The 14618-nt window shown below is 69.3% G+C and carries 14 protein-coding genes and 1 riboswitch; of the genes, 7 read left to right on the top strand and 7 right to left on the bottom strand.

Annotated elements, in window-relative coordinates; all coding sequences use genetic code 11:
* The first annotated feature begins 22 nt into the window (after positions 1-22).
* The 3 genes from AU196_RS07700 to yhjD are packed head-to-tail and all read left to right on the top strand — an operon-like array spanning position 23 to position 2915.
* Complete coding sequence (locus AU196_RS07700; protein ID WP_059094517.1) at positions 23-814, top strand: exodeoxyribonuclease III; 792 nt, start codon at positions 23-25, stop codon at positions 812-814.
* A 28-nt stretch (positions 815-842) separates the two neighbouring features.
* Positions 843-1877, top strand: coding sequence for a tryptophan--tRNA ligase (trpS, locus tag AU196_RS07695; RefSeq protein ID WP_059094516.1), 1035 nt, complete (start codon positions 843-845; stop codon positions 1875-1877).
* A gap of 15 nt (positions 1878-1892) precedes the next feature.
* Positions 1893-2915: an inner membrane protein YhjD gene (gene yhjD / locus AU196_RS07690; protein ID WP_059094515.1), complete on the top strand. Its 1023-nt coding sequence runs from the start codon at positions 1893-1895 to the stop codon at positions 2913-2915.
* Here the strand turns inward: yhjD and AU196_RS07685 are convergent.
* Complete coding sequence (locus tag AU196_RS07685; protein ID WP_059094514.1) at positions 2912-3235, bottom strand: DMT family transporter; 324 nt, start codon at positions 3233-3235, stop codon at positions 2912-2914. The two genes, yhjD and AU196_RS07685, sit on opposite strands and share 4 nt — an antisense overlap.
* A 12-nt stretch (positions 3236-3247) precedes the next feature.
* A riboswitch (guanidine-III (ykkC-III) riboswitch) is annotated at positions 3248-3311 on the bottom strand.
* A gap of 72 nt (positions 3312-3383) precedes the next feature.
* Between AU196_RS07685 and AU196_RS07680 the strand changes: the two genes are divergently transcribed.
* Positions 3384-4223: an NAD(P)H-dependent flavin oxidoreductase gene (locus AU196_RS07680; RefSeq protein WP_059094513.1), complete on the top strand. Its 840-nt coding sequence runs from the start codon at positions 3384-3386 to the stop codon at positions 4221-4223.
* Between the two features lie 3 nt (positions 4224-4226).
* On the opposite strand, the gene AU196_RS07675 is transcribed toward AU196_RS07680, so the two are convergent.
* From AU196_RS07675 to AU196_RS07660, 4 genes are all read right to left on the bottom strand, one after another.
* Positions 4227-5459, bottom strand: coding sequence for a D-alanyl-D-alanine carboxypeptidase family protein (locus AU196_RS07675; RefSeq protein WP_059094512.1), 1233 nt, complete (start codon positions 5457-5459; stop codon positions 4227-4229).
* Positions 5460-5541: 82 nt separating this feature from the next.
* A complete protein-coding gene (locus AU196_RS07670; protein ID WP_059094511.1) occupies positions 5542-6552 on the bottom strand; it encodes an SMP-30/gluconolactonase/LRE family protein in 1011 nt (336 codons plus the stop codon).
* Between the two features lie 45 nt (positions 6553-6597).
* Positions 6598-7983 carry an aspartate aminotransferase family protein gene (locus AU196_RS07665; protein WP_059094510.1) on the bottom strand — a complete coding sequence of 462 codons (1386 nt, stop codon included), beginning with the start codon at positions 7981-7983 and terminating at the stop codon, positions 6598-6600.
* Positions 7980-8501 carry an Lrp/AsnC family transcriptional regulator gene (locus tag AU196_RS07660; RefSeq protein WP_059094509.1) on the bottom strand — a complete coding sequence of 174 codons (522 nt, stop codon included), beginning with the start codon at positions 8499-8501 and terminating at the stop codon, positions 7980-7982. Before AU196_RS07660 ends, AU196_RS07665 begins: the two co-directional genes overlap by 4 nt.
* A gap of 122 nt (positions 8502-8623) precedes the next feature.
* Here AU196_RS07660 and AU196_RS07655 point away from each other — a divergent pair, with 122 nt between their 5' ends.
* Positions 8624-10132 carry a gamma-aminobutyraldehyde dehydrogenase gene (locus AU196_RS07655; protein WP_059094508.1) on the top strand — a complete coding sequence of 503 codons (1509 nt, stop codon included), beginning with the start codon at positions 8624-8626 and terminating at the stop codon, positions 10130-10132.
* Positions 10133-10219: 87 nt separating this feature from the next.
* Here AU196_RS07655 and AU196_RS07650 read toward each other — a convergent pair whose 3' ends face one another.
* Positions 10220-10507 carry a DUF732 domain-containing protein gene (locus AU196_RS07650; protein WP_059094507.1) on the bottom strand — a complete coding sequence of 96 codons (288 nt, stop codon included), beginning with the start codon at positions 10505-10507 and terminating at the stop codon, positions 10220-10222.
* A 15-nt stretch (positions 10508-10522) separates the two neighbouring features.
* Entirely contained in the window at positions 10523-11686 is a 1164-nt protein-coding gene (locus tag AU196_RS07645; protein WP_059094506.1) for an acyltransferase family protein, read from the bottom strand.
* 211 nt (positions 11687-11897) lie between these two features.
* Between AU196_RS07645 and AU196_RS07640 the strand changes: the two genes are divergently transcribed.
* Both AU196_RS07640 and arcA read left to right on the top strand, forming a co-directional pair.
* Positions 11898-13340 (top strand): basic amino acid/polyamine antiporter, encoded by a 1443-nt coding sequence (locus AU196_RS07640; RefSeq protein WP_059094505.1) that lies wholly within the window; start codon positions 11898-11900, stop codon positions 13338-13340.
* A 28-nt stretch (positions 13341-13368) separates the two neighbouring features.
* Positions 13369-14604: an arginine deiminase gene (gene arcA, locus AU196_RS07635; RefSeq protein ID WP_059094504.1), complete on the top strand. Its 1236-nt coding sequence runs from the start codon at positions 13369-13371 to the stop codon at positions 14602-14604.
* The last annotated feature ends 14 nt before the right edge of the window (positions 14605-14618 follow it).

Genomic DNA, 14618 nt, shown 5'->3' with positions numbered 1-14618 from the left:
CGCGGGGCTAGGGTCTGGCGCCGTGATAGTCAGCACCATCAACGTCAACGGCATCCGGGCCGCGGTCAGACAACGGTCCGCCGAGAACCTCGGGCTGCTGGCGTGGCTGAAGGAGACCACCGCCGACGTGGTGTGCCTGCAGGAGACCCGCGCCGACGACGACCAACTGGCCGACGCGCTGGCTCCCGCGCTGGCCGACGGCTGGCACCTCGCCTCGGCCAGTCCCCACCTCAAGGGCCGCAACGGTGTCGCGGTGCTGTCCCGGCACGCCGTCACTGAGCACCGCCGGATGGGGTCCGACGAATTCGGCGACCACGGCCGCTACCTCGAGGTCGACACCGGCGGGCTGACGGTCGCCAGCGTGTACGTCCAGACCGGAGAGGCCGAGACCGACCGGCAGTGGGAGAAGGAACGCTTCATGGCCGCGCTCGCGGCGCGGATGGCGGAGATCCGCGGCACCGACGCGGTGGTGTGCGGCGACTGGAACATCGCCCACACCGAGAACGACATCAAGAACTGGAAGGGCAACCTCAAGAAGTCCGGGTTCCTGCCCGCCGAACGGCAGTGGCTCACCGACCTGCTGGCCACCGGATGGGTCGACGTCGTCAGGGCGCTGTACCCCGACGTCGCCGGACCGTACAGCTGGTGGTCCTGGCGTGGGCGGGCGTTCGACAACGACGCGGGCTGGCGCATCGACTACCAGTTGGCCAGCCCGTCGCTGGCGCCGCGGGCCCACGTCGCCCGGGTCGAACGCGCCGACGCCTACGCCCTGCGGTGGTCGGACCACGCGCCGGTCACCGTCGAATACTCGTGATCACCCCGCGTGGAAAGATCGGGGCATCATGAACTCCCCAGTCGAGACCCCGCCCGCCGTGCCTCGTGTCGTCTTCTCCGGTGTGCAGCCGACCTCCGATTCGCTGCACCTGGGCAACGCGCTGGGGGCCGTCACGCACTGGACGGCCCTGCAGGACGACTACGACGCGTACTTCTGCGTCGTCGACCTGCACGCGATCACGGTGCCGCAGGATCCCGAGACGCTGCGCCACCGCACGCTGGTCACCGCCGCGCAGTACCTGGCGCTGGGCATCGACCCGGCGCGCAGCACGGTCTTCGTGCAGAGCCATGTGCCCTCCCACACCGAATTGGCGTGGGTGCTGGGCTGTTTCACCGGGTTCGGGCAGGCATCGCGGATGACCCAGTTCAAGGACAAGTCGCAGAAGCAGGGGGCCGACGCCACCACCGTCGGCTTGTTCACCTACCCCGTGCTGATGGCCGCCGACGTGCTGCTCTACGACACCGATCTGGTGCCCGTCGGTGAGGACCAGCGTCAGCACCTCGAACTCGCCCGCGACGTCGCCCAGCGGTTCAACGCGCGGTTCCCGGACACCTTCGTCGTCCCCGAACCGATGATCCCCAAGGCCACCGCCAAGATCTACGACCTGCAGGATCCGACGGCGAAGATGAGCAAGTCGGCAGGCACCGACGCGGGTCTGATCACGCTGCTCGACGACCCGAAGAAGACGGCCAAGAAGATCCGCTCGGCGGTCACCGACAGCGAGCGCGAGATCCGCTTCGACCGCGAGGCCAAGGCCGGGGTGTCGAATCTGCTCACGATCCAGTCGGCGGTCACCGGCACCGACGTCGCTGCGCTCGTCGAGGCGTATCAGGGCCGCGGGTACGGCGACCTGAAGAAAGACACCGCGGACGCGGTGGTCGAGTTCGTCACCCCGATCAAGAACCGGGTCGACGAACTGCTGGCCGATCCGGCCGAACTCGAGGCCGTGCTGGCGGCGGGTGCCGAACGCGCCCGCGATGTGACTGCCAAGACGCTTCAGCGGGTATACGACCGGTTGGGATTCCTGCCCGCGCGGGCGTAGCGACTGGAGGCTGGGGTGGACGAACCGGCCGAATACGGCAAGCTGGACCGGTTGCGGGCCCGATTCGGCTGGTTCGACCACGTCATGCGGGCCCAGCAGCGTTACCAGGACAGCAAAGGCGACTTCTACGCGGCCGGCATCACGTACTTCACGGTGTTCGCGCTGTTCCCGCTGATCATGGTCGGTTTCTCCGTCTGCGGCTTCGTGCTGGCCAACCGGCCGGAACTGCTCGCCAGCCTGGAAAACCGGATCCGCACCGCGGTGTCCGGGGACATGGGCCAGCAGGTGATCCAGCTGATGAACTCGGCGATCGATTCACGCACGTCCGTCGGCCTGATCGGCCTCGCGACCGCCGCGTGGGCGGGACTGGGCTGGATGAACAACCTACGCGAGGCGCTGAGTCAGATGTGGGGTCTGCAGCGCGGGGAGCAGGACGGGTTCATCCGCACCAAGCTCTCCGACCTGCTCGCCCTGTTGTCGACGTTCGCGGCGCTCGTGGTGACGATCGGCCTCACCGCGCTCGGAGACAAGCAGCTCATGCGCGCGATACTGGCCTGGCTGCAGATTCCCGAGTTGCCCGGGCTGAGCTTCGGCCTGCGGCTCGCCTCGCTGCTGGTGTCGATCGGGGTGTCGTGGTTGCTGTTCACCTGGATCATCTCCCGGCTCCCGCGGGAGTCCATCAGCTTCCGCAGTTCGGTGCGGGCCGGACTGCTGGCGGCAGTCGGCTTCGAGATCTTCAAACAGCTCGGCTCGGTCTATCTGCAGTCGGTGGTCAGCGGTCCGGCCGGTGCGACGTTCGGACCCGTCCTGGGCTTGATGGTGTTCGCCTACATCACCTCGCGGTTGATCCTGTTGGCGACCGCGTGGGCGGCCACCTCGCGCGACAACATGCTCGCCGCTCCGGTGGAACCACCCAGCCCCGCCCAGATCACCACTCGCGTGCAGGTCCGCGAAGGCGTCGGCGTGCCCGGCGCCGTCGCCGCCGCGGCGGTGGGAGCTCTTGGCGCCGTTGGTTTCTCGCGTCTACGCCGGCGCTAGTGGCCCTGGCTGACCAGCTGCAGGCCGACCACGCATCCGACGATGCCCAGCATCAGCGCCACCTTGATCAGCGAGGCGCTCTCCTCACCGGTCGCCAGCGAGTAGGCGACCGTGAGCGCCGCGCCGATGCCCACCCACACGGCGTAACCCGTTCCGACCGGGATGTCGCGCAGCGCGTAACCCAGGCCGCCCATCGAGATCACCACCGCCACAGCGAAAACCGCGATGGGGCCGGGACGGGTGAAACCCTCCGTCTTGCTCAACGCGACAGCCCACACCGCCTCGAATGCACCTGAGACGATCAAGATCAGCCAGGACACGGCACACCTCCGAAAGCGCCGTCTTGTCGCTGGCCGGGTACGGTGCCGCTCGTCCGGTGTCAACTGGTGACCTGTCCACGGTAGCAAAGCGGTAGCGTCGCACCCGATGTCCTCGTCCGAGCCCCTGTCGACGCCCTGGTGCCGGGCGATGGGTGTGGACGTGCCCATCGTCAACGCCCCCATGGGCGGCGCTGCCGGTGGCCGGCTCGCCGCGGCGGTGTCGCGCGCGGGCGGCCTCGGCATGGTCGGGATGGGCAGCGCGGCCACCGCCGATCAGCTCGGCGCCGAGTTGGAGGCGTTGGGCACGCTCGACCGTCCATTCGGCATCGGGCTCGTGCACTGGGTCGCCGAGGCGCGGCCGGACCTGCTCGAGCGGGCCCTGGCCGCCCGGCCGGCGCTGCTGTCGGTCAGCTTCGGCGAGGACTGGTCGTGGGTGGCGCGCGCCCACGCGGCCGGCGCCGCCGCCGTGACCCAGATCGGCACCACCGACGCGGCGCTGCGCGCGGTCGACGCCGGCGTCGACGTGCTGGTGGCGCGCGGCGCCGAGGGCGGCGGGCACGGCGAGCCGCGGGTCGGCACGCTGGCGTTGCTGACCGACGTGCTCGACCGGGTCGAGGTGCCCGTGCTGGCGGCCGGCGGCATCGCCTCCGGGCGCGGCCTCGCGGCCGTGCTCGCCGCGGGTGCCGCGGCCGCGTGGATCGGCACCCTCTTCGCGGCCTGTCCCGAGGCGACGACCCGGCCTGCCGCGCGGGCGGCCATGGTGGCCGCCGACGGCAGCCAGACCACGCTGACCCGCACCTTCGACGTCGACAGCGGCTATCCCTGGCCGGAGCACCTTCCCGAGCGGGTGCTGACCGACGGCGCGGGCCGGCCGACCTCGGTCAACGCGGGGCAGGGGGTGGGCATGGTGACCGACGCCGAACCGGCCGCCGATCTGGTCGCGCGCCTGTGCGCGGACGCCGGGGCGCTGCTGCGCCGCTGGGCGTGAGCGTCAGTACTGAGGACGCCGGTTGAGCGAGCGGGCGGCCATGATCAGCGCGAACACGATGATGCTGCCGATCACGCCCACCCCGACCCGCACGGGCATCGCGTCCGCGGCGGGCAGCACCGCCGCCGCCTGAGCGGCGGCCTCGGTCTCGGCGGTCTCCGGGCTGGGGTCCAGCGACGGATCCGGTTCGATCAGCGACCCCACCTTGGTGCCCTGCGGCAGGCCGAAGCCGTAGTCGAGCAGTCGCGCGGCCTGTTCCCACGGGGCGATCGGCTGGCGAGTGCCGCGCAGCAGTACCGCCACGAGGCGGCGGCCGTCGCGTTCGGCCCCGCCGACGAAGGTCTGTCCGGCGTCGTCGGTGAACCCGGTCTTGCCGCCGAGGGCACCGGGGTAGTTGTAGAGCAGCTTGACGTCGTTCTCGATCGGGTAGGGCGGGTTGCCGTCCCGGCCGGGGAAGTCGTATGTGCGGGTGGCGACGATCTCGCTGAAAGTCGGGTTGCGCCAGGCGTATCGGTAGAACAGCGCGATGTCGTAGGCCGACGTGCTCATCCCGGGGCCGTCGAGGCCCGACGGGGTGGCCACGCGGGTGTCGCGGCCGCCGAGCTTTCCGGCCAGCTGGTTGAGCTTGAGCAGGGCGGTGTCCATCCCGCCGAGTTGGCGGGCCAGGGCGTGGGCGGCGTCGTTGCCGGAGTACATCAGCAGCCCGTGCAGCAGATCGTTGACGGTGTAGAGGCCGCCGACGTCCACACCGACGCTGGTGCCCTCGGCCGCGGCGTCCTCGGCGGTGCCCGGTACGGCCTTGGCGAGGTTGAGTTCCTTGAGCGACTGGATCGCGGTGAGCACTTTGATCACGCTGGCCGGGCGGTGCCGGCCGTGCGGGTCGCGCGCGGCGATGACGTCGCCGGTGTCCATGTCGGCGACCAGCCACGCCTCGGCGGAGACGTCGGCGGGCGCGGGCGGGGCGCCCTGCGCGGTGATGATGCCGCAGCCCTTGAGCGCCTCACCGCCGAGCGGGGTGGCGGGCACCGGCAGCGCGACGGGCGGATCCTGCCCGGGTTTGGGCACCTCCGAGGCGTCGACGGCCGGTGGCGTCGTCACGCGGTACGGGCATGTCGTGGACTGGGGGGCGGGCTGCGCGGCCGCACCCGGCGCGGCGACCAGCGCGGGCGCGATCAGCGTCGACACCGCCGCGGCGAGCGCCGCGACGCGCGTCGTGAGGTTCCGTGAGGCGGCCATCACCGCGGAGATTAAGTGATCGGCGGCCGCTTTGCCCGGAGGCTCGCTGTGACGGATGTGGTCTGTGTGACTCGCGGCCGGGTCAGAGCGCCACGTCGTCGAGGGCGACGTGCGCCAGCGCCGACGCCCCGATGCACCCCATCCACAGCCGTCCGCCGGACTCGACGAGCCCGGTCACCTGCCCGAAGTCGGGGTGGGTGGTTCGCAGCCCGGCGACCACGTCGCCGCTGTCGGGGTCGAAGGCCACCGCCCACACCTCGGCGGCGAGCTGGGGGGCGAACCGGTCGGGCAGCAGCCACAGCAGCCGGCGCAACACCGGTGCGCGTGGCGCCAACCCCTCGGCGGCGGCGTTCGGGGGTGAGACCATCGCGACCCAGATCCGGCCGTCGGCGCCGGTCGACAGGTTGTCGGGGTAGCCGGGCAGATGCTCGACGAGCGGCGTGACCGTCCCGGCCTGCGGACCGGTCAGCCAGAACTTCGACAACCGGCGGCCGAGGGTTTCGGCGAACACCAGGGCCGATCCGTCGGCCGTCACCGTCACGCCGTTGGTGAAGTACAGCCCGTCGGCCAGTGTCGTCACCGTGCCGTCGGGATCGCGGCGGAACAACCCGCCCCGGCCGCGCGCCTCGAACGCCGCGCCCTTGAAGTGCGTATAGGTGAACGCGCTCGTCGACTCGGTGAAATAGATTGTGCCGTCCAATGTTTCGGTGACATTCGAGCAGAACTGCAGGTGGCGGCCCCCGACGTTCTCGACGAGCGGCTCGAGGTGACCTGTCTCGGTGTCCAGTGCGAGCAGCCCCCGCGGGCTGTCGCAGACCAGCAGCCGTCCGTCGCGGGCCACGGCGAGGCCGAGCGGGCGTCCGCCGGTGTTCGCGACCACCGTCGGCTCGCCGCCGTCGGGTTGCAGACGGAGGATGCGACCGTCGTCGACGCCGGTCCACAGCCGGCCCTGTCCGTCCACGACCACGTCCTCGGGCGCGTGGCCCGGGACGGGGACGACAGTGACCGCCGGTGAGCGGAGCGGTGGCAGCTCGTCGATGGGCGGCGGCTGCCAGCGGACGGGGGAGATCGGCGGCTTGCGCGTGAAGGCCACGCGGCCGACGCTACGCCGCGGGCCGAGCCCGCGGTCGCGTTCGGATCAGAGCCGGCGGGCCGCCTCGCTGAGCACCCCGTGCAGCACCTCGTAGATCGCGTCGAACTCGGCCTGCCCGCTGATCAGCGGGGGAGCCAGCTGGACCACTGGGTCGCCGCGGTCGTCGGCGCGGCAGTACAGCCCCGCCTCCCACAGCGCCGGGGTCAGGAATCCGCGGAGCAACCGCTCCGACTCGTCGTCGTCGAACGTCTCCTTGGTGGCCTTGTCCTTGACCAGTTCGATGCCGTAGAAGAAGCCCTCGCCGCGGACGTCGCCCACGATCGGCAGGTCGTAGAGCTTCTCCAGGGTGGCCCGGAACGCCGGGGCGTTCTCCTTGACGTGGTCGTTGAGGCCCTCACGCTCGAAGATGTCGAGGTTGGCCAGCGCGACCGCCGCCGACACCGGATGCCCGCCGAAGGTGTAGCCGTGGCCGAAGGTGGTCTTGCCGTCGTTGAACGGTTCGAACAACCGGTCGCTGGCGATCATCGCGCCCAGCGGCGAGTAGCCCGACGTCAGACCCTTGGCGCTGGTGATGATGTCCGGCACGTAACCGAAGTCGTCGCAGGCGAACATCGAACCGATGCGGCCATAGGCGCAGATCACCTCGTCGGACACCAGCAGCACGTCGTATTCGTCGCAGATCTCCCGGACCCGCTCGAAATAGCCTGGGGGAGGCGGGAAACAACCGCCCGCATTCTGCACCGGCTCGAGGAACACCGCGGCGACGGTGTCGGGACCCTCGAACTCGATGGCCTCGGCGATGCGGTCCGCGCAGTACTGCCCGAACGCCTTGGCGTCGTGGGCGTACGGTTCCGGCGCGCGGTAGAAGTTCGTGTTGGGCGCGCGGAAGCCGCCGGGGGTCAGGGGTTCGAACGGCGCCTTGAACGCCGGGATGCCGGTGATGGCCAGCGCGCCCTGCGGAGTGCCGTGGTAGGCGATCGCGCGCGAGACCACCTTGTGTTTACCGGGTTTGCCCGTCAGCTTGAAGTACTGCTTGGCCAGCTTCCACGCGCTCTCGACCGCCTCGCCGCCACCGGTGGTGAAGAAGACACGGTTCAGATCGCCCGGCGCGTAATTGGCGATGCGCTCGGCCAGTTCGATCGCGGGCGGGGTGGCGTAGGACCAGAGCGGGAAGAACGACAGCGTCTCGGCCTGTTTGGCCGCCGCTTCGGCGAGTTCCCTGCGGCCGTGGCCGACCTGCACGACGAACAGGCCCGACAGCCCGTCGATGTAGCTGCGGCCCTTGTCGTCCCAGATCCGCACACCCTCGCCGCGGGTGATGATCGGCGGGGTGATGCCCTCGCCGTGGCGGGCGAAATGTCCCCACAGGTGGCGGTTGGCTTTCGCTCCGAGTTCGGTCGTGACGGGTTCGGTGATATAGGACTGCGTCATCGTGTTCCCCAATTATATTGCTGCTTAACCAGTTTGAGATATACCAACGTCTCCGTGGATACCACTCCCGGTAGCGCGCGGATCCTCGTGTTCAGAAGGTCGAGGAGGTCGTCGTCGTCCTCGCAGACCACTTCGGCGATGGCGTCGAACGAGCCGGCGGTGAGCACCACGTAATCCACCGACGGGATGGCGGCCAGCTTCTCGGCGATCTTCGTCGTGTCGCCGGTGCAGCGGATGCCGATCATCGCCTGCCGGGCGAATCCGAGCTGCATCGGATCGGTCACCGCGACGATCTGCATGACGCCGGCATCGACCATGCGCTGGACGCGCTGACGGACCGCGGCCTCCGACAGGCCCACCGCCTTGCCGATGCCCGCGTACGAGCGCCTGCCGTCCTGCTGGAGCTTTTCGATGATCGCCTTGGACAACTCGTCGAGCTGGAAGTACGTGCCGGGCCGCGACTGGCTCACGCGCAGCGTCACCGGCTGAATGTCGTGCTCGCCCTCGGGGTTCGCCATATGTGGCATTGTGCACGGAATTCGTCGTCTGCGGCAACCAGATCTATGAAATCGTTTGTTTCAACCGCGGCGGTATGCGGGATGCGTAGCAGAGGTGAGGTGGGTCCGATAGCGTTGGACTCATGACAACGCTTGCGTCGAACTCCGTGGCCGGCAGCTGGATCGACGGCGCGCCGGTGCAGACCGGCGGCGGTTCGTTCCGGATCGTCAACCCCGCGACCGGGGCGGTCGTCACAGAATATGCCCGCGCGGCGAACGTCGACGTGGATGTGGCGGTCGCCGCGGCGCGCGCGGCCCTGCCGGGGTGGGCCACGGCGACCCCGGCCGAGCGCTCTGCGGTCCTGGCCAAGCTCGCGAAACTGGCCGACGAGCACACCGACGCCCTGGTCGCCGAGGAGGTCAGCCAGACCGGGAAGCCGGTGCGGCTGGCCCGCGAGTTCGACGTGCCCGGCAGCGTCGACAACATCGACTTCTTCGCCGGCGCGGCCCGGCACCTCGAGGGCAAGGCGACCGCCGAGTACTCGGGCGACCACACTTCGAGCATCCGGCGCGAGGCCATCGGGGTCGTGGCGACCATCACCCCGTGGAACTATCCGCTGCAGATGGCGGTGTGGAAGGTGCTGCCCGCGCTCGCAGCCGGGTGCACGGTTGTCATCAAACCGTGCGAGCTGACGCCGCTGACCACGCTCACGCTGGCCCGGCTGGCCGGTGAGGCGGGTCTGCCGCCCGGGGTCCTGAACGTGGTCACGGGGCTGGGCGCCGACGTGGGCACCGCGCTGGCGGGCCACCCGGATGTGGACCTGGTGACGTTCACCGGGTCGACGGTCGTGGGCCGCAAGGTGATGTCGGCGGCGGCGGTGCACGGGCACCGCACGCAACTCGAACTCGGCGGCAAGGCCCCGTTCGTGGTGTTCGACGACGCCGATCTCGACGCCGCGATCCAGGGTGCGGTCGCCGGTTCGCTGATCAACTCCGGCCAGGACTGCACGGCGGCGACCAGGGCCATCGTCGCGCGCGACCTCTACGACGACTTCGTGGCAGGCGTCGCCGAGGTGATGGGCAGGGTCGTCGTGGGCGACCCCGAGGACCCCGACACCGATCTCGGGCCACTGATCTCGACGGCCCACCGCGACAAGGTGGCGGGCATGGTCTCGCGTGCCCCGGCCGAGGGCGGCCGCGTGGTCACCGGTGGGACGATCCCCGACCTGCCCGGATCGTTCTACCGGCCGACGTTGATCGCCGACGTCGACGAGCGCTCCGAGGTCTACCGCGACGAGATCTTCGGACCGGTGCTCACGGTGCGTTCGTTCACCGACGACGACGATGCGCTGCGGCAGGCCAACGACACCGAGTACGGGCTGGCCGCCTCGGCGTGGACCCGCGACGTCTATCGCGCGCAGCGGGCGTCCCGCGAGATCGCCGCCGGCTGCGTGTGGATCAACGACCACATCCCGATCATCAGCGAGATGCCGCACGGCGGAGTCGGTGCGTCGGGCTTCGGCAAGGACATGAGCGACTACTCCTTCGAGGAGTACCTCACGATCAAGCACGTGATGAGCGACATCACCGGGGTGGCCGACAAGGAGTGGCACCGGACGGTGTTCAAGAGGCGAAGCGGATTGAACCATTAGCTCCGTCAAGAAGCGAAGCGGATTGAACCATAAGCTCCGTCAAGAAGCGGAGCGGATTGAACCAGTAGCTCCGTCAGGAAGCGGTAGTCAGCAATCGAGGTGCACGATCGCGGTCGACACGATCTTGTTCGCGACCGCGAGGGAGGCGCCCGTGTACTTCAGGTGCTGCTGCACCATCGGCACGATGTCCGAGGAGCCGATCCCGCTCCGTGCCGCCCGGCACGCCCAATAGCCCTCCCTGAGCAACTGGTCGGTGGTCAGGAACGCGAACTGCGGTTGCAACTCGAGCAGCGGGCCCTCGTCGGCGGCCGCCGGAGGTGCGAGGCCCAGGGCCGCTGTCGCGACGACGATCGAGGCGAGGAACGGGCGCACCATGGTGACCTCCGACGTTCAGTACCGCTGGGTCTCCAGTGGATTCTCACTCGCCGCCGCGGTGAAACATCGGCGAACGGGTGAATCTTCGATTGGCCGCCAGGTCAGCCGGTTCAACGCCCACGCGGACGGGACCGCGAACAGCAGGGTCAGGGCGAACAATCCGGCCGGCGAACCGGCGAACAGCGGCCAGTCCAGCGCGTGGATGAGGACGGCCATGACGAGCACGTGCACCAGGAACAGTTCGTACGACACCTCACCCAGCCACACGGCCGGTCTGCTCGACAGCACCCGCCGGTACTCACCCCCGTCGCCGAGGGCCAGCGGCGCGACGACCAGCGTGGCGACGGCCGCGTAGAGCAGGCTCTTGATCAGCGGCGCCCACACCGGCACCGGCCCCATCGTGATGGCCCCCGCGACCGGCGTGCTGACGAGCAGGAAGAGCAGCACCGCCGTCGGTACCGCCACCGCGGCGCGGCACCGGACGCCCATGCACTGCAGGATCGCCAACGCCATGCCGCCGGCGAACCAGTGCAGATGAGCCGGTAGCCACATCGCGGCGGAGTTCGGCAGCCAGTCGGTGGTGTGGGCCACGGTCAGCCACACCGGGCCGGCCGCGGCCACCGCCGCGAGACCGCCCAGCAGGCGCGCGGGACGCCATTGTCGGCGGCACCACACCGCGAACAGCAAGTACGCCGACATGGGCAGGGCCGCGTAGAACGACACCTCCACCGCCAGGCTCCACGTCTGCGACAGGCCGTGGTGCAGATACGCGAGCAGGTAGTCGTCGGTGTAGATCTGTGTGAGCGTGAGATGGCGCGCCAGCCCGGCCCAACTCTGGCCGGGAGTGTCTTCGACCGGCCACAGCGCGAAGACGACGTACGCCAGCAGCACGGTGGCCAGGTAGGCGGGCATGATCCGCCGTGCCCGGCGCCGTGCGTACCGAGTGATCGACGGTGTGGGCGTCCCCTCGGCGGCGGCACGGACCCATGGCCGGAACAGCAGGAAACCGGACAGCACGAAGAAGATCGCGACACCGACCTCGAGACGCGCGTAGACGGCGCCGACGAATCCCTGGGACAGGCTGCCGGTGGCGAATGCGGCGTGGGTGCCCACGACGAGCAGCGCCGCCACCGCTCGCAGACCGGTGAGCGACGCGACCCGGTCAGACCGATGCGGCACCCGGCGAAATTACTCGATCAACCGTTCGATTTCCTGTTCTGCCCCTGTGCGGATGCTGAGCAAAGGCGAAATCCTTCCTGAGCGATCGTCGGCCGCGGCCCGGCGAACGCGCGATTACCCGTCCGCGCAAACGTCGATCTGTCATGATCGCGGCGTGGTATCCGGATCACCTCCGGACCGCCCGTCGGATCACGACGCCACCCGGCCCGCAATGCAGACCGACGCCGCTCCGGGGCAGGACCAGAAGAAGGTCAGCCTGCCGACCCTGACCGCGATGGTGGTCGGATCGATGATCGGCGCCGGCGTGTTCCTGTTGCCCCGTCGGTTCGGCACCGAGACGGGCGTTTTCGGCGCCGTCATCGCCTGGACGATCGCCGGGACCGGCATGTTGATGCTGGCCTTCGTGTTCCAGCGCCTGGCCGTGCGCAAACCCCAGCTGGATGCGGGTATCTACGCCTACGCCAAAGCCGGGTTCGGGGACTACGTCGGGTTCAACGCGGCATTCGGGTTCTGGGCGTCGGCGTGCGCGGGCAACACGTCGTACTGGGTCTTGATCACCGCGACCGCCAGCGAGCTGTTCCCGGAACTCGGCGACGGGGACACCCTGCTCGCGGTCATCGTGTCCACGATCGGGGTGTGGACCTTCCACGCGCTGATCCTGCGGGGCGTCAAGGAGGCCGCCGTCATCAACCGGATCGTCACCATCGCCAAGGTGGTGCCGATCCTGGTGTTCATCGTGCTGGCCACCGTGCTGTTCGAAGGTCGCTACTTCGCCGACAACTTCTGGGGCAGCGCGGACACGACGTTCGCGTCGGTCTTCGACCAGGCCACGGGCACGATGCTGATCACGGTGTTCGTGTTCCTCGGCATCGAGGGCGCCAGTGTCTACTCGCGATACGCCAGGAAACGGTCCGACGTGGGACGCGCCACGGTCATCGGTTTTCTGGGCGTACTCGGTGTCTTCGCGCTCGTCACGTTGGTGTCCTACGGCGCGTTGCCACGCGAGCAGTTGGCCGACGCCGCTCAGCCCTCGATGGCGTCGGTGCTGGAGTCCCTGGTCGGTCCGTGGGGTGCGGTCTTCATCAAAGCCGGCGTGGTCCTCTCGGTGCTGGGCGCCTACCTCGCCTGGACGCTGATGGCCGCCGAGATCCTCTACATCCCCGCGAGGGTCAACGACATGCCGCGCTTCCTGACCAAGGTCAACGCCAAAGGCGCGCCGGTCGCGGCCATGTTCATGGCGACCGGTCTGGTGCAGCTGCTGATCATCCTGAAGCTGTTCGTCTCGAACGCCCTGGATTTCATGCTCGATCTGACCGCGGCGCTGGCGCTCATCCCGTACCTGTTGGCCGCCGCCTACGCACTCAAACTCACCCTCACGCGGGAGACGTACGACGACCGGCGCTCGCTGCGCACCGATATGGCCGTCGCGCTGGTGGCGACCGTCTACACCGGATTCCTGGTCTACGCCGCCGGATTCGGTCACCTGCTGCTGTCGTGCATCCTCTACGCGCCCGGCGCGGCGCTGTACATCGTCGCGCGCCGGGAGAAGAAGCTGCGGGTGTTCACCGTCGCCGAGGCGGTGCTGTTCGGCGCCATCGTCATCGGCGCCGTCGCCGGCGTCGTATCGCTGGCGACCGGGGCGATCACGCTGTGACGAGGCTGTGACGAAGGGGGGAGAGACCATGACCGAGCCGGCCACCGGCTACGGCGTCCACTCCGAGGTGGGCAAGCTGCGCAAAGTGCTGGTCTGCGCGCCCGGACTGGCCCACGAACGGCTCACCCCGTCGAACTCCGACGACCTGCTGTTCGACGACGTGCTGTGGGTGCAGAACGCCCGCCGCGACCACTTCGACTTCGTCGCCAAGATGCGCGACCGGGGCGTCGACGTGGTCGAGCTGCACAACCTGATGACCGAGACGATGCGGATTCCGCAGGCCCGACAGTGGTTGCTGGACCGCAAGATCGTGGCCAACGAGGTCGGGCCCGGCCTCGTCGACGACACCCGCGCGTACCTCGATTCACTGGAGCCCCGCCGGCTGGCCGAACTGCTGATCGGTGGGCTGTCGACCGCCGACCTCCCCGCCGACATGCGGTCGGGCTACCTCGCCCTGGCGCGCGAATCCCTCGGAGTCGCCGAATATCTCATGCCGCCCCTGCCGAACACGCTGTACACCCGGGACACCACCTGCTGGATCTACGGCGGCCTGACGCTCAACCCGCTGTACTGGCCGGCTCGCCACGACGAGACGCTGCTGATGAAGGCGATCTACGAGTTCCATCCGGACTACGTGGGCGCCACGGTGTGGTGGGGCGATCCGGAACAGCACTGGGGGACGGCCACGCTCGAGGGCGGCGACGTTCTGGTGCCGGGCAACGGCGTCGTGTTGATCGGTATGAGTGAACGGTCCTCCCGGCAGGCGATCACCCAGGTGGCGATCGAGCTGTTCCGACGCGAGGCGGCGACCCACGTGATCGTGGCGGGCATGCCGAAACTGCGGTCCGCGATGCATCTCGACACGGTGTTCACCTTCGCCGACCGCGACGTCGTCACGATCTATCCGCACATCGTCAACACGATCCACACCTTCTCGCTTCGCCCGTCGGACAACGCCGTCGGCGTCGAGGTCGTCGAGGAGGACAAGCCGTTCGTCGACGTCGTCGCCGCCGCGATGGACGTCGAGCTGCGGGTGGTCGAGACCGGCGGCACGGCCTACGAATCCGAGCGTCAGCAGTGGGACAGCGGGAACAACCTGGTGGCGATCGAACCCGGAGTCGTGGTGGCCTACGACCGCAACACCCGGACCAACACCCTCCTGCGTCAGGCGGGAATCGAGGTGATCACCATCGTCGGTGCGGAGCTCGGCCGGGGGCGGGGCGGCGGGCACTGTATGACCTGCCCGATCATCCGCGACCCGTGAGCGCCCTACACTCG

Origin of the sequence: Mycobacterium sp. IS-1742, from assembly GCF_001500125.1 — a bacterium.
Taxonomy (GTDB): Bacteria; Actinomycetota; Actinomycetes; order Mycobacteriales; family Mycobacteriaceae; genus Mycobacterium.
Note: the sequence above shows the minus strand (reverse complement) of the source record. Positions and strands in the feature narration are given on the sequence as shown.